Here is a 17867-nt window from a genome sequence, read left to right as displayed (position 1 = left end):
TAAAGACATAGAGGTGAAGACAGTGAAACAAAATAAAGTATTGGTCCTCCTGACGCTCGTCGCCGTTGCTTTAATTGCAATCGTCGTCGTGCTGTTGAACCGGCCGGCTGACCAAGCCGAGACGGCCGTGAAGGGAGAACACGTGGCGACGACCGGACAGCCAACGATTGGGGTAGCGGATGCGCCGGTATCGGTCGTCGAGTTCGGGGATTATAAGTGTCCGTCGTGTAAGCAGTGGGGCGAGACGGTCTATCCAAAGTTAAAAGAAGACTACATCGACACGGGCAAGGTGAGCTTCAGCTACATAAACGTCCTCTTCCACGGGCAAGAGTCGATTTTAGCAGCACTCGCCTCGGAATCGGTATACGTTCAGGACCCGGATGCGTTCTGGGACTTCCATAAGGCGGTATATGACGCCCAACCCGCGAGTCAGCACCACGATGAGGCGTGGGTGACGGTCGAGCGTTTGACCGAGATTGCCGAAGCGACGACGTCGGTCGACATCGAGCAGCTCAAGACGGACTTGAGTGAGAACTCGAGCGTGCTCGAAAAAGTGAGCCACGATGACGGGCTCGTCAAAGAGAACGACGTGCGCCTCACGCCGACGATTATGATTAACGGGGTCGTCCTCGATAACCCGTTCGATTATGAGGCGATCACGCGATTGATTGAGAATGACTTATGATGAGATCGTTCTTTAATCGGTATGGGCTTTACGCAGCTTGGCTCGTCTCGCTGACAGCGACGCTTGGGAGCCTGTATTTCAGCGAGATTCGGGAGTTCGTCCCATGTGAACTTTGTTGGGTGCAACGCATCTTTATGTATCCGCTCACGTTTCTGCTCGGCATGGCCGTCTTCACGGACGACCGCGCCGTCAAAAAATATGTGTTGCCATTGGCGATTGTCGGCGGCTCGGTCTCGTTTTATCATTATCTGGTCCAAAAAGTACCGGGTTTTGCCGATATCAAACCGTGTGTCCAAGGGGTGCCGTGTAACGTGCAATACATCAACTGGTTCGGCTTCGTGACGATCCCGTTCCTCGCGTTGACAGCGTTCACGATCATCACGCTCCTGTTGCTTTTCGTAAAAAAACGTTAAGGAGTTGGCTAGATTGAAAAAAGGAATTCTCGTGGCATTCATGAGCCTGTTCGTCGTGCTCGCCGCCTGTAGTAACGAAATCGAAGACCCGCTCAACTGGGACATCGAATCGTTCGATTATATGAACCAAGAGGAAGAACAAGTGAGTCTTGCCGACTTAAATGGCAAAGTGTGGATGGCCGACTTCGTGTTCACGAGCTGTGAGACGGTCTGTCCGCCGATGACGTTCAATATGTCGAAGTTGAGTGACGCACTCGTCGAGGAAGGGGTCGAGGACGTCCAATTCGTCTCATTCAGCGTCGACCCGACTGTCGACACACCGGAGAAAATCAAAGCGTTCATGGCGGACTATGACCTGGCAAACGCCGACTGGCAGTTCTTGACGGGCTATTCGCAAGAAGAGATTGAGACGTTCGCGCAAGAGAACTTCAAGGCGCTCGTCCGGAAACCGGAAGAAGGGACGCAAGTCGATCATGCGACGTGGTTCTATCTCGTCGACCAGGACGGGAAGATCGTAAAGGCGTATCCTGGATTCCAAGACGTGCCATATGAAGACATCATCAACGATATTAAAATTTTGCAGAAGTCCTGATGCATGAGCATCAGGATTTTTTTGGATGTCCGATTGAATTGTAAGTTTAAAGCTATTATAGTAATAAAAGTAATTAACTTTTTCTTCTTATTACCAATTAAACTTTAGAATGGAGAACAAGCAATGTATATCGCCATACCCGTCTTCACGCTCATCGGTATCATCGGATGGGGAATCTACTTCCTCATCGATCTGTACAAACATCGATTCACAAACCTATGGCGTCGCGCATTCATTCATAGTTCAATCGTCTATATGATTGTAGTCGTTCACCTCACCATCGGTTATCTTCAATTTCCAGCACAAACGCTGATGATTGATCGCGTTCAATTTGTCCCGTTCCGGTTTGTCTACGATTGGTACATGGCGAGTATGCACGGGTCGTGGTTCTTTTGGAACTCGGTCAAGTTGACTACGTATAATTTCCTGTTACTGATCCCGCTTGGCGTATATCTCACCTCACTTTATAAACTTCGACCTAGACGGGGACTCGTGCTTGTCATTCTGACAACGATCGTCATTGAACTGACTCAACTTGTCTTAACTGAGTTCGGCTTCCTATACCGAGGGTTCAATGTCGATGATCTACTGTTGAATTCCTTAGGTGGCTGGTTCGGACTGTGGATAGGCTCTGTGATTTTAAACAAGACACGAGCGATTGAACATAAACGAAAAGCGGCGTAAGTGAAGCATCGACACGTTTAGTGAATGAAGAATCATGCGCATTCCCTTTCTTCGTCGTATAATGAGACAAACGAATTCATATGGAGAAGAGGATCAGTGTGAAAAAGACGCTATTGTTTTCATTGATTGGCATGGCCGCCGTGACAGGCACCGTGCTCACGCAGTATAAACCGCTCGGGCGAAAACCGAAGGCACTCGAGTCACCGCATCTGGTGAACGGCAAGTTCCGCAACTTGCTTGATACGCCGATGCGCTTCTCGACAGATGACATGATTTCGATGTCGCGAGATTATGTGAACGTGAACTCGCGACGCAAACCGAGCGAGCCGCTTCCGATTGTTCCAATCGATTTCAAGGAGAAGCTCGGTTCGAGCTTCACGCGCGTCTACTGGCTCGGCCATTCGGCGCTACTCGTTCAAATGGACGGGAAGACGATGCTCGTCGACCCGATGTTCGGCCGTAGCCCGTCGCCGCTCCCATTTGCGAAGAACGAGCGGTTCAGTGAAGACTTGCCGTTCGAACTCGATGACTTGCCGGACATCGATGTCGTCTTACTCACGCACGACCATTACGACCATTTGGATTACGCATCGATTCAAGCGATTCAAGACCGAGTCGCGACGTTCATCGTCCCGCTCGGCGTCGGCAGTCACTTGAAGCGGTGGGGCATCGGGGCCGAACGCATCGTCGAACGTGATTGGGGCGATTCGTATACGTTCGGGTCATGGACGTTCGTCTGTACACCGGCCCGTCACTTCTCCGGCCGTTCGCTCACGGACCGCAACGCGACGCTTTGGGCGTCATGGGTCGTCATCGGCGAGACGGACCGTCTGTTCTTCAGCGGGGACGGTGGCTACGGTCCGCACTTCAAAGAGATTGGTGATACTTATGGCCCGTTCGACTTCGCCGCGCTCGAGTGTGGCCAATACGATGAACGCTGGCCGGACGTGCACATGCAGCCGCATGAGACGGCGCAGGCGTTTCATGACGTGCGGGCCGACAAAGTACTCCCGATTCATTGGGGCGCGTTCACCTTGTCGTTCCATGACTGGTTCGACCCAGCTGAGCAGATGGTCACGCTCTTACCGAAAGACGACGTCTTGACGCCGGTGATCGGGGAGCGCATCACGCTCGACGGACGGAACGACACGAAAACGTGGTGGCGGGAAATCGAAGACACGAACAAGCGGTGACCGACTCGGTCACCGCTTTTCTTACGAAGAGAGGCGTTCGGCCTCCTCTTTCTCGATATGGAGTTCGTGTTTCCGTGTATAGACGAGGAACGCCCCCGTCATGAGGATGGAGCTAATTCCGAACAAGACGACCATGAGCTGTAAGCCGATCAAGTCGAGGAAGAAGCCCGTGACGAGCAAGACGACTTGGAAGACGATCCGATCGAGCATGTTCCGAAACGAGAAGAAGCGACCGTGATAGTCCTTTGGCATCCGTGTCTGGAAGATCGTCACCGCGGTCGGGAAGAAGCAGCCGACCGAGAAGCCGAACAGGACGAAGGCCGCGATGGAGACGGCCGGGATATCGGCGAAGTAGAGCATGAGTTGTGCGACCCCAATCAAGAACGAGAACGTGAACAGAATCGAGAAGACGGAGAACTTCTCCCCGATTCGTTTAATGAGGAAAGCGCCAGCCATGAAGGCGATCCCTTCCGCCGTGTAAATCCAGCCTTTAATCGCCGTCGAATCTTGCAGTTCACTGATGTTGATGACGAGCAAGTTGAACCCGCCGATGAAGAGGAGCGGGATGAGCGTCATGACGAGCGTCATGAAGATGACCGGGATTGACTTGATGATTGGGAAGACGTCCCTGAAGCCGCCGGACGACTTGTCGACTTTCTTCGCGGACGGGACGGCCGTCTCGTCAATCTTCAGGAACCATGTCGCCACAGCGAGGAGCAAATAGGCGACGAGCGAGAGTGCATACACGTCCCGGAGCGAGATGAGCGTGAGCAAAATCCCGGCGATGGCCGTCCCGATGACGCGCGACAGCGTCGACACGTTCATATGGATACCGTTCAATGCGAGCAGTTCTCGTTCTTTGACGATGAGTGGGATGGCCGCCTGAAGCGCCGGGAAGTAGAACGCGGCCGACCCTTGCAGGAAGACGAGGAAGACGACCATCCAGAGGACGCTGCCCGTCTCGATGGCGACGAACATGAACAGGACGCTCAGCGCCCGGACGACGCTTGAGATGAGCATGATTTTCTTTTTCGAGCCTTGATCGGTGAGTCGACCCGCGAGCGGCCCGATGGCGACCCCGGCGAGCAATCCACCGGCTAAGATGAGCGCCTTGACGAAATCAGACGGCACTTTCTCCTGCATGAACTCTAAGTTGCCGATGATGCCGAGCCAAAGCCCGAGACCGGCGACGAACTCGCCGGTCAAGATGATCCAGACGTTGCGATTTTTCCACATATGGTTAAGTCCTCGATTCTTATTAGCTAATAATAATTATCCTTCAGAACGATTTAGAAAGCTACAAAAAAGAAGCCGGGATTCGGCTTCTTACAAATTAAATATCACAGTTGTCGTCCGTACATGTCGCACCGCCCGAAATCACTTGAAGCGTCGGTGCCGATTCGGCCCACGTCTTCTCAAGCACTTGTGTGAACGCCTCGGTCGGTTGAGCGCCCGATACACCGTATTTACCGTCGAAGACGAAGAACGGGACGCCAGTGATGCCAAGATCGCTCGCGCGTTTCTCTTCGGCACGGACGTCTTCCGTGTACACGTCTGACGCGAGCACGTCTTTCACGGCGTTCGCATCGAGTCCGACACTCGTCGCGATCTCGACGAGGACGTCGTGGTCACCGATATGTTTCGCGTCGACGAAGTACGCCTTGAGCAGTGCTTCCGACAGTTCTTTCTCTTTCCCGACCGTCTTCGCGTAGTGCGTCAACCGGTGCGAGTCGAGCGTGCCCGTGACGACCATGTTGTCGAAGTCGTAGTCGAGACCGACCGTGCGGGCCTGCGCGGCGACTTGCAGCGTCGTCGTTTTCGCCTGCTCGAGCGGCATGCTGTATTTTTTGGCGAGCACTTCATAAATCGAGCGCGAATCGTTTGTCGGGGCGTTCGGGTCGAGCTCAAAGCTCTTGAACTCTACCTCGACGTTGTCCGCGTGCGGGAACTGTTCAAGCGCTTCTTCTAAACGGCGCTTGCCGATATAACAGAACGGGCAAACGTAGTCTGACCAAACTTCAATTTTCATATTCAATCCCTCCTATCGTCAGTGTAAGATGTCTTGAATTCGAAGTAAATGAATGTGCTCAACAAAAAAGCCCTCACGAGGAGGACTTAAAACACATACCAGAACACGCAGACGAAGTGGGCGAAGCTACCGAACAAGATGAACAAGTGGAATACCTCGTGGAAGCCCCAACCGCGCCAATTGACGAATTTCGGTTTGAAGCCGTAAATGAGGCCGCCGACCGTGTACATGATGCCACCGAGGACGAGCCAGAAAATGCCGGCGTTACCGATCACACTATGGAGCGGCCCGATGAAGAACACGGATAGCCAGCCCATGCCGATATAGAGCGCCGTTGAAAGGAAGCGCGGGGCATGGAACCAGACGAGTTTAAAGACGATCCCGAACAAGGCGAGGGCGTGGACGGTGCCAAACAATACCCAACGCGTCGGGCCTTCGAGTGCGAGCAACGTGAGTGGGGCATACGTCCCGGCAATCAACGCATAAATCATCGCATGATCGATTCTTCGGAAGAAGGCGATGACGTTCGGAGAGGCGATGATGCTATGGTACAGGCCAGACGACAAATAGAGGAAGACGAGGCTAATGCCAAACAAGATCGCAGCCATGATGGCAAGCGGCTCCCCGAGCAGTGACGCTTTCACCGTCATCGCAATCAACGCGACGAACGCGAGCACGGCCCCGGCCAAATGGGTCAGTGCGTTAATCGGTTCCCGAAAAATCGAATTCATGTAAAAACACTCCTTATCACATCATGTAGTATTCATAACTACATGATAAGCTGAACACATGAAAACAACAAGGTTTTTGTTTCGACAAACCGGGTTTATTCGTATACTGAAGGAGAGGTGATGTAGATGAAGCCGACCGATATCGTCCAGACGGAAGGGACGCTCCCGAAGCAGGTGCTCCCGACGATCGACTTGTATATGGACCAAGTCATCCAACTGTTCGAGCAACATTATGAGAAGATGAAACGCGACGAGACCGAGACGATTTTGACGAAGACGATGATCAACAACTATGCCAAAGGCAAGCTGTTTCATCCCGTCAAAAATAAGAAGTACACGAACGAGCACTTGATGCTACTCAGCCTGATTTATGAGATGAAGGGCTTACTTTCAATCAACGACATCAAAGAGACGCTCCGTCCGCTAAATGAATCGGACGAAGGTTTCTCGCTCGAGGACTTCTATGATGCGTATCAAGTTCAGAAGGTGGAGAACATGCAGGCGTTCGAGACGCAGGCCGAGACGATGCTCGATAACGTCCTTTCAAAGGACAGTGACATCCAGCGCGCGCTCGCCATCGCCTCGGCCGTTCACATGAGCCACTTGTACCAAAGACTCGCCGAGCGGCTGATTGACGAAGGTAAATGAAAACGTCCGCTAGAACCCAGGTCGGGAGTCTAGCGGACGTTTTCACGTCTGGCGCTCGCGTTCGACGCGTACACCTTTGTTGTAAAGCGTTACGACGAGTAGTGGCGCTACGTAACTGATGGCGACGACGAAGACCACTGGCCAAACGGTATGTTGGTCATAAAAAAGGTTCGAGAACACATAACTGATTGCTGCGACGATGACGACGTGGACGAGCGGATGAAGCTGTCTAACCAGCGCATTGAGCACACTGCTGATGAATACGGTCAAAATCGAAAGCATGAACAAGCCGAACAGAATCAACAGCCACATGAGGTCCATACGTCACCGCCTATTAGTTGTTAATATACTTCTCGAACACGTCACCGAAATCTTTTCGGTTCCACTCATGATAGTGACCTTGGAGCCAGTCGAAGCTCTGTTCGTTCAACTGTTTGAACGTCGACGCGACGTTCATGTCGCCTTGGCGCAGCCCGCTCAAAATCGACACCGAGTGGGTGAGCGACGTGTTGGCGAACTCCATCATCTTTCGGCCTTCGCGCTGTTTCTCGGCGATGGCGAGGAGTGATTTGTACAAGTCTTTCACATGCTCAATCTGTTTCTTGTTCACGTCGATGGAGTACGGTTTGTCGCCAATCGTGAACTTGATCTCGACGTCTAAGTCGACCGTGCCGGCCGTCTCGAACATGACGTCGTGGAGCGGGAATTGGACGTACGGATAGCGATATAAGACGCGCTTTGAGCTCATCGCGCTCGTCCCGTCGAGGTGAATCATCGCCAGGTTCGTGAAACAGTATTCGTCTGATTTCGATTTGATTAAGAAGTAAATCTTCTCATTGTCCTCATGCAACACATAATCATCCGAGTCCGCTTTGTCGAAGTCTTGCGGATCGATCACTTCACCGATATCGCTGAAACCGGTCAAATCAGAGGCTAATTTTTTGAACATGTGGCGTCGCTCCTTAGTAATGGATTTTGTGCATCTCGTTCGGGTCGGAGCCGGTCCGTTCGTTCCGGTTCAGCCCGTCGATGGCGGCCATCTCTTCTTTCGTCAACGTGAAGTCAAACACCTGGATGTTCTCTTGAATCCGGCTCGGTGTGACCGATTTCGGGATGACGGCGACGCCGTTTTGCAAGTGCCAGCGCAAGATGACTTGGGCCGGTGACTTGCCGTGTCTCGCCGCGATGTCCGTAATGACCGGGTCTGTGAGCGCCTCGCGGCCTTTCATGAGCGGGCTCCACGCCTGGATTTGGATGTCATATCGTTTGCAGAACGCAATCAACTCTTTTTGAGACAAGTAGGGGTGAATCTCGACTTGGTTCACGGCCGGGACGATGGAGCATGACTGGATGATTTGCTCGAGGTGGCTGACCTCGAAGTTCGAGACGCCGATGGCCCGGACCTTGCCTTCCTCGTACAGTTGCTCGAGCGCCTTATACGTCTCGACGAACTTGCCGAAGCGTGGCATCGGCCAATGAATCAGGAACAAGTCGACATAGTCGAGCCCGAGCCGGTCGAGGCTGTCCTCGAACGCTTGGAGCGCCTCGTCGAAGCCGTGGAACTCGTTCCACAGTTTCGTCGTCACGAATATCTCTTCGCGCGGGACGTTCGATTCCCGAATCGCGCGTCCGACGCTTTCTTCGTTCTGATAGATGGCGGCCGTGTCGATCAATCGGTAACCGGCGTCAAGCGCCGCTTTCACCGTATCGAACGTCACCGAGCCGTCTTCGACTTTGTACACGCCGAGCCCGAGCATCGGCATGTTGACATCATTGTTGAGCGTTGTCCATTCCATTTTGATTCCCTCCCTATCACCTCTAACGTTACCGAAATTTGTTCGAAAGTGGAAGTGAAAGCTACAGCGTAATGCTTTCGCCGTGCGTTTTAATCACGATTTGGTCACGTTCGAGTTTCGCGGCGGCGACGAGTCGCGCGTAAGGCTCTTCGACCGGCTCGTACGACAAGACGAACGTGTCCCAATGCATCGGGAAGAATCGTTTCGCGCCACTCTGTTTGAACATCGTCCACGCCTGTTCCGGCGTGCAGTGTGCTTCTTGGAACGAGTCCGGCTGATAGGCGCCGATCGGGAAGAAGGCGAGGTCGATCGGCTCTTTGCTGGCGAGTCCGTTGAACGACTCGGTGTAAGCCGTATCGCCGGCGAACAGCATGCGGACGCCTTTATATTTCAGGACGTAACCGTTATAGCCCATATGTTTGTCCCACGGGAAACGGTTGCCCCAGTGGGCGACCGGAATCGCTTGGACGTGAAGCCCGTTCGCGAGCGTCAACTTATCGTGCGGATGCATCTCGAGCGTCTGTAGGCTCGGGTACTTGCGGAGCAGCTTGCTCGTCCCCGGTGCCGAGACGACGACCGTGTCGCGCGTGATGAGCCGCTTCAAACTATTATGGTCGAAATGGTCCATATGGGCGTGACTAAGTAAAATCACGTCGACAGGGCCGACTTCTTCAATGGAGAGGGCGGGCGCGGTATGCCGCTTCATCCCGATCGTGACGGGGCCAAGATGGACGCCAATTCGCTTCGAGAACACCGGGTCGGTCAAAATCTTCAACCCATACCAATGGATGAGGACGGTCGAATGGCCGACCCACGTGGCGCTCACCGTCGTCTCGTCGAACGTGGCGAGATCCGGCTTAGCCGTTGGGACTTTGTAGGTCGGTCGAGGCAGTCTTCGTTTCAAACGTGTATAAAGGAACGTGCCGACGCTCGCGAGGACGGCGCTCGGGACGAGTAGGGTTCGTAGTCTCATGTCAGTCTCCTCATTCATTCTAAGATGGCTTCATCATACCGCTCAGACGCCGAACCTGCATCAGCCCAAAGCCGTAGAAACGATGGGAGATTGTGGGGGAGGTTGCGAATCCGCTTCCAATTTGGTACGGTGGACATAACTTAAGAAAGGAAGGTACACCGTGCCATGAAAAAGTCACACACACTCAACTGATGAAACAAGTCAGCACTGTTCGCACGAACAGTCACGGGTGAAGTGTGTCCAATTTCAGGCGACGGGGGTAACCCTTCTTTCCGCTTGACCGGAGATCTTCACACCACCGCTTATTGCGGATGGTGTTTTTTGTTTCATCGCGTAACGGAACAATTCGCGAGGTGAGACATATGTTATCCATCAAACAAGTCCGGTTCGATTACGACCGGCAACCTTTATTTCAAAATGTTTCTTTTGACGTCGCGACTGGGGAGCACGCCGTCTTGTTCGGACAGAACGGGTCGGGGAAGACGACGTTATTCAACTTGATTGTCGGGACGCTGACGCCCGAAGCAGGCATAATTGAGCGTCATGGTAAGGTCGGAATCGTCGAACAGGCACTTGAAACCTCAGACGAGACGCTCCTCTCGTACGTCATGAGTGGAGATCAATTGCGTTTACAATTATATGAGGACGTCATGTCTGGTGAGACGGACCGCGTCATGCGAGCGTATGACGCGGCGATAGAGCGAGGGGCGTATGAGCTCGAGGCAGAAGCGAAACGCGCATTGAAACGGCTCGGCCTCTCCCATGGAGCGAGGCGACTGTCCGAGTTGAGCGGCGGTGAACAGACGCGGGCCCAACTGGCACGGTTGACGTTACAACAAGTCGACATCGTCTTGCTCGACGAACCGACGAACCATCTCGATGTCGCGTCCATCGAATGGTTGACCGCTTGGGTCCGGCAATTTCCCGGGACGGTGCTCGCCATCTCGCATGACCGGCAGTTCATCGACGACGTGGCCGACGTCATCCTCGAGCTTGAGGAGGGGCGCGTCACGCGTTACCCGGGAAATTACACGACGTACACGACACAAAAACGCGACGAAGCGCGACGGGACGAGCGAGCCCATGCCCGCTATGTGGCAAGGAAGTCGGAGTTGCTCGACATGATTGCCCAATATAAGGGCTGGCACTTGAAAGCGAAAGCGACGGCGAGTGTCCGCAACCCCGGTGCCCAAAAAGGCGCGGCAAACTTGGCCGTCAAGATGAAGGCACGCGTTCGAAAGCTCGAACAGCTCGAGGCGTCTCGTCCGAACCGACCGAAAGAAACGGCCCACGTGCACGTCCAATTCCACACCGAACCGCTCGAAGCGAAGACGTGGCTGACGTGTGAGGCGGTCTCGTTCGGCTATGACGAACCGTTGTTCACGGACGTCTCGTTCGCAATCGAGCGAAACGATCGCATCTCGATTGTCGGGCCGAACGGCTCGGGGAAAACGACACTGTTGAAGCTCATCCTCGGAGATCTCGAGCCGACATCAGGAGTCGTCAGGCGACATCCGCGCCTGAAGATCGGCTACTTCTCACAGACGCTCGAACGTCTCCCACAGGAAGGGACGCTTCTCGAGGCACTCTTAGCAGAAAGCGACTTGTCCGAGACAGCTGCCCGGACGCTGCTTGCCCACTTCTTGTTTCGACGTGATGAAGTGTATAAACCGATGCGCGACGCGAGCATGGGCGAGAAATGCCGCATCGCTTTCCTCATCCTTTATTTCTCGGATGCACACCTGCTCGCCCTGGATGAACCGACGAACTATTTAGACGTGGCAACACGCGAACAAATCGAGGCTGCACTCGAACTGTATCCAGGCGGCCTCCTCCTCATCTCGCATGACCGGACGTTCCATCGCTTGACCGACCGAATCATCGAGCTCGGGAATCCGGTGACGGTGCGGGACCGGGATGTGCGTCCGGCGCCGGACGTCGAGGCGACGCTTCGTACGATTGAGGCGCTCCAACGTGACGAACAAATTTTTGTCGACGAGGCAGGAAACCTTTTACCGTTTGACGAATCCGAACAGAGGAAACGAAACGAGTAGGAGTGGAGAGCATGATGAAGGAAGAAGTTCGGACGTCGCGGGCCGCGTCCCGGAAACGAAAACGGTTGATGCGCACGCTGATGGCACTCGTATTGATCGCCTCGCTCGTCGGTGTCATCGCCTTGGCGGCACTGATGGATTCGAAAGATACGAAGACGGCGTTGCCGGAAACCGATGACATCGCCACCGAGATGGTCGGTTCTGAGTCGGAAGATGAGCCGGTGGCCGAGGAGACGAAAGACGTCGTCTATATCGGGTCGCCTTATACGAAAGTGTATGCGGACGACCGGGTAACCGTCGTTTATGAGGCCGACCTCGGGGACCGCTATGAGCGGCTCGAGACGGTGAGCGGGTTCGTCAAGCTCCAACTGAACGAGCGATTGACGGGCTGGGTGACCGAGGAACGGGTGACGACGGAGACGTCCGCGGCGAGGGATGAGGAAATCACTTCCGCGTGGCAAAGCGTCATGCCTGCCGCGTCCGCATCCACGCTCGAGCTTCTCGGGAAGGACCGTGAGTCGGTCCGAGCGGAGCTCGGTGCCCCGAAAGCCGTGCAGCGTGACCAAGTGAACGAATATCACTTCTACGACGGCTTCTTCCTCATGATGCGCGACGGTAAAGTGAAGGCGATCGATTGGGACAAACAACCGGTCGCATCACCCGAGTTGACGGCGTCGAGCGACCAAGCTTCCGGAAGCTGGTACGAAGGGGAGACGATGCAGTTGAAACTGTTCCCGTATAGCGGCATCATGCGCGTCCGGGTCGAACAGAAATAAGCGAGACAGCTGAAAGGGAAACCTTTCGGCTTTCTTTTTCGCCTTACATTCAAATGAACGTTTGATTGTATAGGGGAGGTGGAATATAATGAGGGAAGAAGAGGGGATGTTATGGCTGGGCATGACCATCACGAACACGACCATCATCACCATCATACGACGAACCAACGGGCGCTATTTTGGGCGTTCCTGTTGATTGCGACGTTCATGATCGTCGAGGTCGTCGGCGGGCTGTGGACGAATAGCCTCGCCTTGCTGTCGGACGCTGGGCATATGCTTAGTGATGCCGCGGCACTCGGACTCAGTTTTCTCGCCGTCCGCTTCGGGGCGAGACAGGCGACGCCGGACCGAACGTTCGGCTATCGACGTTTCGAGATTTTAGCTGCGTTCGTGAACGGGTTGACGTTACTCGTCATCTCGATTTATATCATCATCGAGGCGTACAAGCGTCTCTTCGCACCACCGGAAATTATGAGTGAAGGTATGCTCGTCATCGCAGTCGTCGGTTTAATTGTGAACATACTCGCGGCATGGATTTTGATGCGTGGGGAGCAGGACAACTTGAACGTCCGGAGTGCGCTGTTACACGTATTTGGAGACTTGCTCGGTTCGGTCGGGGCCATCACGGCCGCGCTTCTTATCTTGTTGTTCGGATGGACGCTCGCTGATGCCATCGCGAGCCTGTTTGTCGCCGTGCTCATCTTGATTAGCGGCTTCCGGGTCACGCGGGATGCTGTCCACATCTTGATGGAAGGGGCGCCGCATGAAGTCGATGTCGTGGCGATGCAACGCGATTTGTTGACCGTTACCGGAGTGAACGAAGTGCACGATTTACACGTCTGGTCGATCACGTCGAACGAGTACGCGGTGACGTGCCATGTCTTGATTGATGAGACGACGGACGATCAGGCCGTGCTCCATGACGTGACGAATCGAATCAACCGGTTCGGTGCATTCGAACGCTCGACCGTCCAAATCGAGCGGGCACCCGCCTGCTGTAAGGAACGAACCATATGGTAAAAAAGCGGTCCCCAGTAAAATCGGGGACCGCTTTCGTCATGGCTTCAAGACGACTTTGACGCAGTCGTCGAGGTGGTCGTTGAAGATTTTATACGCATCGGCGGCCTGGTCGAGCGGCATCCGGTGCGTGATGATATCGGTCGGGTCGAACTTGTTGTCGACAATCATCTGGAACAGCTCCGGCATATAGTGGATGACCGGCGCTTGACCCGTCTTAATGCTGACGTTCCGTGTGAAAAAGTCGCCGAGCGGGAATTGATTATAGTTCATTGCGTAAATTCCCGTCAGTTGGACTGTCCCGAATTTCCGGACTGCTTCTTTCGCGACTTTGATGGCGCTGAGCGTCCCGCCCTGGACCATCAGTTTCTGTTCGACTTTCTCGATTGGTGACATTTTACCGTCGAATCCGACGCAGTCGATGACGACGTCGGCGCCGCCGTTCGTGATCTCGTAAATGTATTTACCTGTATCGATCGGGTCTTTCATGAGCACCGTCTCGACGTTGTTCGATAGTTTCGCCCGGTTTAAACGATAGAGCTCGGGGTCGACGGCGATGACGCGTTTCGCTCCGCGGACCCAGGCGAGTTTTTGCGTCATGAGTCCGACCGGTCCTGAACCGAGGACGACGACGGTGTCGCCGGCTTTCATGCCGGCGCTCTCGAGGCTCCACCAGGCAGTCGGGATGACGTCGGATAGGAAGAGGAGCGCCTCATCCTCGAGCTCACATGATTCTGGAATGACGAGCGGCATGAAGTTTCCGTACGGCACTTTCAAATATTCGGCCTGACCGCCTGGATGATTCCCGAACTGTTCGGTGAAGCCGAAGTAACCGCCCGCATCGGTATGCGGTGCATGGTTCGAGTTGTCGCATTGGCTCTCCATCTCGTGCTCACAATAATAACAGTGGCCGCACGAGACGTTGAACGGCAAGACAACCCGGTCGCCTTTTTTCACTTTCGTCACGTCCGGTCCGACTTCTTCGACGATTCCCATTGGCTCGTGCCCGATGACGTAGCCGTGGCGAGTCGGCATGTTGCCTAAGTAAATATGCAAGTCCGAGCCGCAAATCGCCGTCGAGGTGATTTTGACGATAATCTCTTCCCGGCTCTCAATCTCTGGGTCTTTCACGTCTTTCACTTCGATGTTCTTTGCCCCTTGATACGTTACTGCGCGCATGCGTTCATTCCTCCTTTTTTTCGAAAACAGGTAAGTCACAACACGTGTACTGTACCCGCTTCGATCGCGTTCGAACCTGAAATATGGAGAAAAGAGGAAAAGGAACTCACAGAGGAGCCCCTGTCCCGGTCACATCGATGACAACGATTTCCGGGGGATTGAAGACGCGTGGTACGCTGATGCTGTAGTTGAATCCACGCCCGATGACGTGATCGAACGTCTCGTGTTCATATAGCCCACCGGCATACTTCGGGAAAAACCCTTGGTCGGGCGCGTACAGCCCGTTCATGAGGTAAGGGATCCGCACTTGTCCGCCGTGAGTGTGACCCGACAAGACGAGGTCGAACGGAAGGGCGGCATACGTCTCGACCCGCTCGGCCCGGTGCGACAACAAGACGCTGAACGCCTCGTCCGTTTCCGTATCCTCGAGCGCGACGAGGGCGTCTTCTTCCCATATCCTATGCCAGTTTTCCGCGTATGTACGGAGCGGGTCTTCGAGTCCGCCGATGACGAGGTCGATGCCGTTGATTGTCAGCTTTTGTGCCTCATTCTCGAGGACGATTACCCCGTACGAGCGGAACACGTCTTTCACGTCGTGCCGGACATAATCGTCTGAGTCATCAATCTCGTGGTTGCCGGTCACGAAATACATCGGGGCAACACCTTCGAGCCCTTTGATTAAGTCGAAGGCGGCGTTCGGTGAACGGTACCGGTCGAGCATGTCACCTGGCAAGGCGATGAGGTCAGGTTGTTGCGCTTTCACTTTCTCAATTAAAACGCTTTGTTTTTCTCCGTACGAGTAGCCATGCAAGTCGGACAAAAGGACGATGCGGAGGGATTGACCCACCTCAAGTTTATCGGTCGACACGTTGTACGTGCGGACGACGAGTCCGTTATAAAGGGCGACAAATAAAAATGTGACGATGGCGCCGAACGTGATGTATTTACGTCTTCCTTTGAACATGTCGTCCCTCCTCGTGTCGTCGGTTCTTTCATTCTACTCGGACTGTCGTAAGGAAGCAAAGAATGTTGAGAAAACGAGTGATCATCGTTTCGTTACAAAAAAAATCCCGCTCGATGGGGAGCGGGAGCGTGATTATGCTGCTTTTGCTGTCAATTTGACGTCGACGTTGCCGCGTGTCGCTTTCGAATACGGACACACTTGGTGTGCCGCTTCGACGAGGCGCTCGGCTGTCTCTTGGTCGACGCCTTTGATTTCGACTTCGAGTTCAACGGAAATGAAGAAGCCGCCTTCGTCATCCTGGTTGAGCGTGACGTGGCCTGTGACGCTCGTCCCGTCCGTCTTGACACGTTCTTTGCCGATGACGAGGTTCAAGGCGCTACCGAAGCAAGCCGCGTAGCCGGCTGCGAACAGTTGCTCCGGGTTCGTCGACTCGTCCGCTTGTTTCGAGCCTGGCATCGCGACGTTCAAGTCGATAACACCGTCCGTTGATGTGACGCGACCTTCGCGGCCACCAGTGGCTGTTGCAGAAGCTGTGAATAATGGTTTCATGATTCATTTCCTCCGTTTCGTTTTTAACAATTGTATTGTGCACAATTTAATTATAAGGCAGTCAAATGAATGTGCAAGTGATATGCTTGTCCTAAGACTACAGCCGGAGGACAAACCATGAAAAGTTCGCTAACATTAGAACATCAAATCTGTTTTCAGCTCTATACTGCCTCAAAAGAGCTGACACGTTTATATCGCCCGATTTTGGCTCCGTTAAACCTGACCTATAGCCAGTACCTGGTTATGCTCGTCTTGTGGGAAGAGGAAGGAATCGATTTGAAACAAGTCGGAGAACGGCTGACGCTCGACTCGGGTACGCTGTCGCCACTCGTCAAACGCTTGATGCAAATCGGCTATGTTGAAAAAGTACGGGCACAAGATGACGAGCGCCGCATTGTACTGACGCTCACCGATTCAGGTCGCGCACTGCGTGAGCAGGCGGAGGACGTTCCGCGTCAAGTGAGTGGTATGCTGAAAATAGATGAAGCGACATATGTCGCCTATATGGAGATGCTCATCGACATCAAAGCGCGTTTGAAGGCGTTCGGTGAGCAACAAGGGTAAGCGTTTTGCGAAAGGAGTCGACATGATTCGCAAATTAATCATCATTTTGATGGCGATTGGTGGCTATGCCGCTTGGAAATATGAAGTGCCGAACGTTTCGGCGCCGACGAGTGTTCAAGTAAAATCGGACGTGGCGGAGGAAGTGGAAGGGACCGATGAGGAGACAACTGAAGTCACCGATGCCCCGCGCTTTGCTAGCCAATATGCCGGGAATGATTGGTACTTGCTCGAACGAAACGGCGATCGGACGCTCGAATTGATCGATGCGGACGGCGCGAAGAAAGGGTTCTATCAATTCGAGACGGGGAGCACGTATGAAGGTCTGATTGTGGATGAGACGACGCGGCAAGACGTCGAGCAAATCGGTTTCGACGCCGTCCGTTCGTACGATAAAGGGATGCGCCGCTATTTGATTCCCGACGACCCGTCGTTTTCGGTGTATGCGATTAACGGCAATTACGTCACGTTCTTCTTCGATCAACACGACGACGACAAGCTGAAAGCCGTGCTTTCCGTCGACCGTCGCGTCGAAGAGGCGAGTGACGGGTATTACGGCGACATCTCAGCCGTAAGTACGGTCGGGAACGAGACGCTCATGCGGTTGCTCATGAATTGGGACCGCCAAAAGTTTAACCTGTCAGCGCTCGCCGACTTTGAGCCGCTCCTTCCCGTCGTTCGGGCACATAGCGAGAATATGGCGGAGAACAATTTCTTCAGCCATACGGACCCAGAAGGACGGGACCCGTTCGAGCGGATGAACGAGTACGGGCTCACATATTCGGTCGCCGGAGAGAACTTGGCGATGGGCCAGATGAGCGTCTTTCACGCCCACTGGGGGCTCATGAACTCGCTCGGTCACCGCGAGAATATCTTGAAGCCTGAGTTCACCCATGCGTCGGTCGGACTTGTGCATAACGACGACAATAGCCCGTTCTATACAATTAATTTCATCACGCCACGCTAAAAACAGGAAGGTCATCGTTCATTCGGCACACCTTCCTGTTTTTCTGGTTGAAGCGG

General features: G+C 53.9%; 21 protein-coding genes. 11 read left to right on the top strand and 10 right to left on the bottom strand.

The window, feature by feature from the left end:
* The first annotated feature begins 22 nt into the window (after positions 1–22).
* The 5 genes from KB235_RS12655 to KB235_RS12635 all read left to right on the top strand — a co-directional run bounded on the left by KB235_RS12655 (position 23) and on the right by KB235_RS12635 (position 3567).
* Entirely contained in the window at positions 23–685 is a 663-nt protein-coding gene (locus KB235_RS12655; protein ID WP_211779829.1) for a DsbA family protein, read from the top strand.
* Positions 682–1098, top strand: coding sequence for a disulfide oxidoreductase (locus tag KB235_RS12650; protein WP_034804358.1), 417 nt, complete (start codon positions 682–684; stop codon positions 1096–1098). Before KB235_RS12655 ends, KB235_RS12650 begins: the two co-directional genes overlap by 4 nt.
* A 40-nt stretch (positions 1099–1138) precedes the next feature.
* On the top strand, positions 1139–1690 hold the full coding sequence (locus KB235_RS12645; RefSeq protein WP_211780972.1) for an SCO family protein: 552 nt from the start codon (positions 1139–1141) through the stop codon (positions 1688–1690).
* Between the two features lie 123 nt (positions 1691–1813).
* Positions 1814–2374 (top strand): VanZ family protein, encoded by a 561-nt coding sequence (locus KB235_RS12640; RefSeq protein WP_211779828.1) that lies wholly within the window; start codon positions 1814–1816, stop codon positions 2372–2374.
* Positions 2375–2472: 98 nt separating this feature from the next.
* Positions 2473–3567 carry an MBL fold metallo-hydrolase gene (locus KB235_RS12635; RefSeq protein WP_246514216.1) on the top strand — a complete coding sequence of 365 codons (1095 nt, stop codon included), beginning with the start codon at positions 2473–2475 and terminating at the stop codon, positions 3565–3567.
* 21 nt (positions 3568–3588) lie between these two features.
* Here KB235_RS12635 and KB235_RS12630 read toward each other — a convergent pair whose 3' ends face one another.
* From KB235_RS12630 to trhA, 3 genes are all read right to left on the bottom strand, one after another.
* On the bottom strand, positions 3589–4803 hold the full coding sequence (locus KB235_RS12630) for an MFS transporter (protein ID WP_211779827.1): 1215 nt from the start codon (positions 4801–4803) through the stop codon (positions 3589–3591).
* Positions 4804–4900: 97 nt separating this feature from the next.
* Entirely contained in the window at positions 4901–5596 is a 696-nt protein-coding gene (locus KB235_RS12625) for a DsbA family oxidoreductase (RefSeq protein WP_211779826.1), read from the bottom strand.
* Positions 5597–5682: 86 nt separating this feature from the next.
* Positions 5683–6327 (bottom strand): PAQR family membrane homeostasis protein TrhA, encoded by a 645-nt coding sequence (gene trhA, locus KB235_RS12620; protein WP_211779825.1) that lies wholly within the window; start codon positions 6325–6327, stop codon positions 5683–5685.
* Positions 6328–6453: 126 nt separating this feature from the next.
* Between trhA and KB235_RS12615 the strand changes: the two genes are divergently transcribed.
* On the top strand, positions 6454–6975 hold the full coding sequence (locus KB235_RS12615; RefSeq protein ID WP_034816469.1) for a DUF1836 domain-containing protein: 522 nt from the start codon (positions 6454–6456) through the stop codon (positions 6973–6975).
* Positions 6976–7017: 42 nt separating this feature from the next.
* Here the strand turns inward: KB235_RS12615 and KB235_RS12610 are convergent, their stop codons facing one another.
* The 4 genes from KB235_RS12610 to KB235_RS12595 form a co-directional block, all read right to left on the bottom strand.
* The gene (locus KB235_RS12610) at positions 7018–7296 is read right to left on the bottom strand and encodes a hypothetical protein (protein ID WP_211779824.1); all 279 of its coding nucleotides are present in this window, start codon (positions 7294–7296) and stop codon (positions 7018–7020) included.
* Between the two features lie 13 nt (positions 7297–7309).
* The gene (locus KB235_RS12605; RefSeq protein ID WP_211779823.1) at positions 7310–7924 is read right to left on the bottom strand and encodes a PH domain-containing protein; all 615 of its coding nucleotides are present in this window, start codon (positions 7922–7924) and stop codon (positions 7310–7312) included.
* 13 nt (positions 7925–7937) lie between these two features.
* Positions 7938–8771: an aldo/keto reductase gene (locus KB235_RS12600; RefSeq protein ID WP_211779822.1), complete on the bottom strand. Its 834-nt coding sequence runs from the start codon at positions 8769–8771 to the stop codon at positions 7938–7940.
* A gap of 61 nt (positions 8772–8832) precedes the next feature.
* Positions 8833–9744, bottom strand: coding sequence for an MBL fold metallo-hydrolase (locus KB235_RS12595; RefSeq protein WP_211779821.1), 912 nt, complete (start codon positions 9742–9744; stop codon positions 8833–8835).
* Between the two features lie 362 nt (positions 9745–10106).
* Here KB235_RS12595 and abc-f point away from each other — a divergent pair, with 362 nt between their 5' ends.
* The 3 genes from abc-f to KB235_RS12580 all read left to right on the top strand — a co-directional run bounded on the left by abc-f (position 10107) and on the right by KB235_RS12580 (position 13594).
* A complete protein-coding gene (abc-f, locus tag KB235_RS12590) occupies positions 10107–11798 on the top strand; it encodes a ribosomal protection-like ABC-F family protein (protein WP_211779820.1) in 1692 nt (563 codons plus the stop codon).
* Positions 11799–11809: 11 nt separating this feature from the next.
* Entirely contained in the window at positions 11810–12574 is a 765-nt protein-coding gene (locus KB235_RS12585) for a hypothetical protein (protein WP_246514214.1), read from the top strand.
* Positions 12575–12685: 111 nt separating this feature from the next.
* Complete coding sequence (locus KB235_RS12580) at positions 12686–13594, top strand: cation diffusion facilitator family transporter (RefSeq protein ID WP_211779819.1); 909 nt, start codon at positions 12686–12688, stop codon at positions 13592–13594.
* A gap of 36 nt (positions 13595–13630) precedes the next feature.
* Here the strand turns inward: KB235_RS12580 and KB235_RS12575 are convergent, their stop codons facing one another.
* The 3 genes from KB235_RS12575 to KB235_RS12565 form a co-directional block, all read right to left on the bottom strand.
* Complete coding sequence (locus tag KB235_RS12575) at positions 13631–14770, bottom strand: alcohol dehydrogenase catalytic domain-containing protein (protein WP_211779818.1); 1140 nt, start codon at positions 14768–14770, stop codon at positions 13631–13633.
* A 106-nt stretch (positions 14771–14876) separates the two neighbouring features.
* Positions 14877–15734 carry a metallophosphoesterase gene (locus tag KB235_RS12570; RefSeq protein WP_211779817.1) on the bottom strand — a complete coding sequence of 286 codons (858 nt, stop codon included), beginning with the start codon at positions 15732–15734 and terminating at the stop codon, positions 14877–14879.
* Between the two features lie 132 nt (positions 15735–15866).
* Positions 15867–16283: an organic hydroperoxide resistance protein gene (locus tag KB235_RS12565; protein WP_211779816.1), complete on the bottom strand. Its 417-nt coding sequence runs from the start codon at positions 16281–16283 to the stop codon at positions 15867–15869.
* Between the two features lie 117 nt (positions 16284–16400).
* Here KB235_RS12565 and KB235_RS12560 point away from each other — a divergent pair, with 117 nt between their 5' ends.
* On the top strand, positions 16401–16847 hold the full coding sequence (locus KB235_RS12560; protein ID WP_034816446.1) for a MarR family winged helix-turn-helix transcriptional regulator: 447 nt from the start codon (positions 16401–16403) through the stop codon (positions 16845–16847).
* Positions 16848–16869: 22 nt separating this feature from the next.
* Positions 16870–17811, top strand: coding sequence for a CAP domain-containing protein (locus KB235_RS12555; RefSeq protein ID WP_211779815.1), 942 nt, complete (start codon positions 16870–16872; stop codon positions 17809–17811).
* Positions 17812–17867 lie beyond the last annotated feature (56 nt).

The organism is Exiguobacterium alkaliphilum (genome assembly GCF_018138125.1).
GTDB classification, from domain to species: Bacteria; Bacillota; Bacilli; order Exiguobacteriales; family Exiguobacteriaceae; genus Exiguobacterium; species Exiguobacterium alkaliphilum.
Note: the sequence above shows the minus strand (reverse complement) of the source record. Positions and strands in the feature narration are given on the sequence as shown.

Excerpts from the sequence above, each read along its gene's own strand:
- KB235_RS12650 (WP_034804358.1), top strand. The coding sequence starts at position 682 with ATGATGAGATCGTTCTTTAATCGGTATGGGCTTTACGCAGCTTGGCTC.
- KB235_RS12645 (WP_211780972.1), top strand. The coding sequence starts at position 1,139 with ATGAGCCTGTTCGTCGTGCTCGCCGCCTGTAGTAACGAAATCGAAGAC.
- KB235_RS12640 (WP_211779828.1), top strand. The coding sequence starts at position 1,814 with ATGTATATCGCCATACCCGTCTTCACGCTCATCGGTATCATCGGATGG.
- KB235_RS12630 (WP_211779827.1), bottom strand. The coding sequence starts at position 4,803 with ATGTGGAAAAATCGCAACGTCTGGATCATCTTGACCGGCGAGTTCGTC.
- KB235_RS12625 (WP_211779826.1), bottom strand. The coding sequence starts at position 5,596 with ATGAAAATTGAAGTTTGGTCAGACTACGTTTGCCCGTTCTGTTATATC.
- trhA (WP_211779825.1), bottom strand. The coding sequence starts at position 6,327 with ATGAATTCGATTTTTCGGGAACCGATTAACGCACTGACCCATTTGGCC.
- KB235_RS12615 (WP_034816469.1), top strand. The coding sequence starts at position 6,454 with ATGAAGCCGACCGATATCGTCCAGACGGAAGGGACGCTCCCGAAGCAG.
- KB235_RS12610 (WP_211779824.1), bottom strand. The coding sequence starts at position 7,296 with ATGGACCTCATGTGGCTGTTGATTCTGTTCGGCTTGTTCATGCTTTCG.
- KB235_RS12605 (WP_211779823.1), bottom strand. The coding sequence starts at position 7,924 with ATGTTCAAAAAATTAGCCTCTGATTTGACCGGTTTCAGCGATATCGGT.
- KB235_RS12600 (WP_211779822.1), bottom strand. The coding sequence starts at position 8,771 with ATGGAATGGACAACGCTCAACAATGATGTCAACATGCCGATGCTCGGG.
- KB235_RS12595 (WP_211779821.1), bottom strand. The coding sequence starts at position 9,744 with ATGAGACTACGAACCCTACTCGTCCCGAGCGCCGTCCTCGCGAGCGTC.
- abc-f (WP_211779820.1), top strand. The coding sequence starts at position 10,107 with ATGTTATCCATCAAACAAGTCCGGTTCGATTACGACCGGCAACCTTTA.
- KB235_RS12585 (WP_246514214.1), top strand. The coding sequence starts at position 11,810 with ATGATGAAGGAAGAAGTTCGGACGTCGCGGGCCGCGTCCCGGAAACGA.
- KB235_RS12580 (WP_211779819.1), top strand. The coding sequence starts at position 12,686 with ATGGCTGGGCATGACCATCACGAACACGACCATCATCACCATCATACG.
- KB235_RS12575 (WP_211779818.1), bottom strand. The coding sequence starts at position 14,770 with ATGCGCGCAGTAACGTATCAAGGGGCAAAGAACATCGAAGTGAAAGAC.
- KB235_RS12570 (WP_211779817.1), bottom strand. The coding sequence starts at position 15,734 with ATGTTCAAAGGAAGACGTAAATACATCACGTTCGGCGCCATCGTCACA.
- KB235_RS12565 (WP_211779816.1), bottom strand. The coding sequence starts at position 16,283 with ATGAAACCATTATTCACAGCTTCTGCAACAGCCACTGGTGGCCGCGAA.
- KB235_RS12560 (WP_034816446.1), top strand. The coding sequence starts at position 16,401 with ATGAAAAGTTCGCTAACATTAGAACATCAAATCTGTTTTCAGCTCTAT.
- KB235_RS12555 (WP_211779815.1), top strand. The coding sequence starts at position 16,870 with ATGATTCGCAAATTAATCATCATTTTGATGGCGATTGGTGGCTATGCC.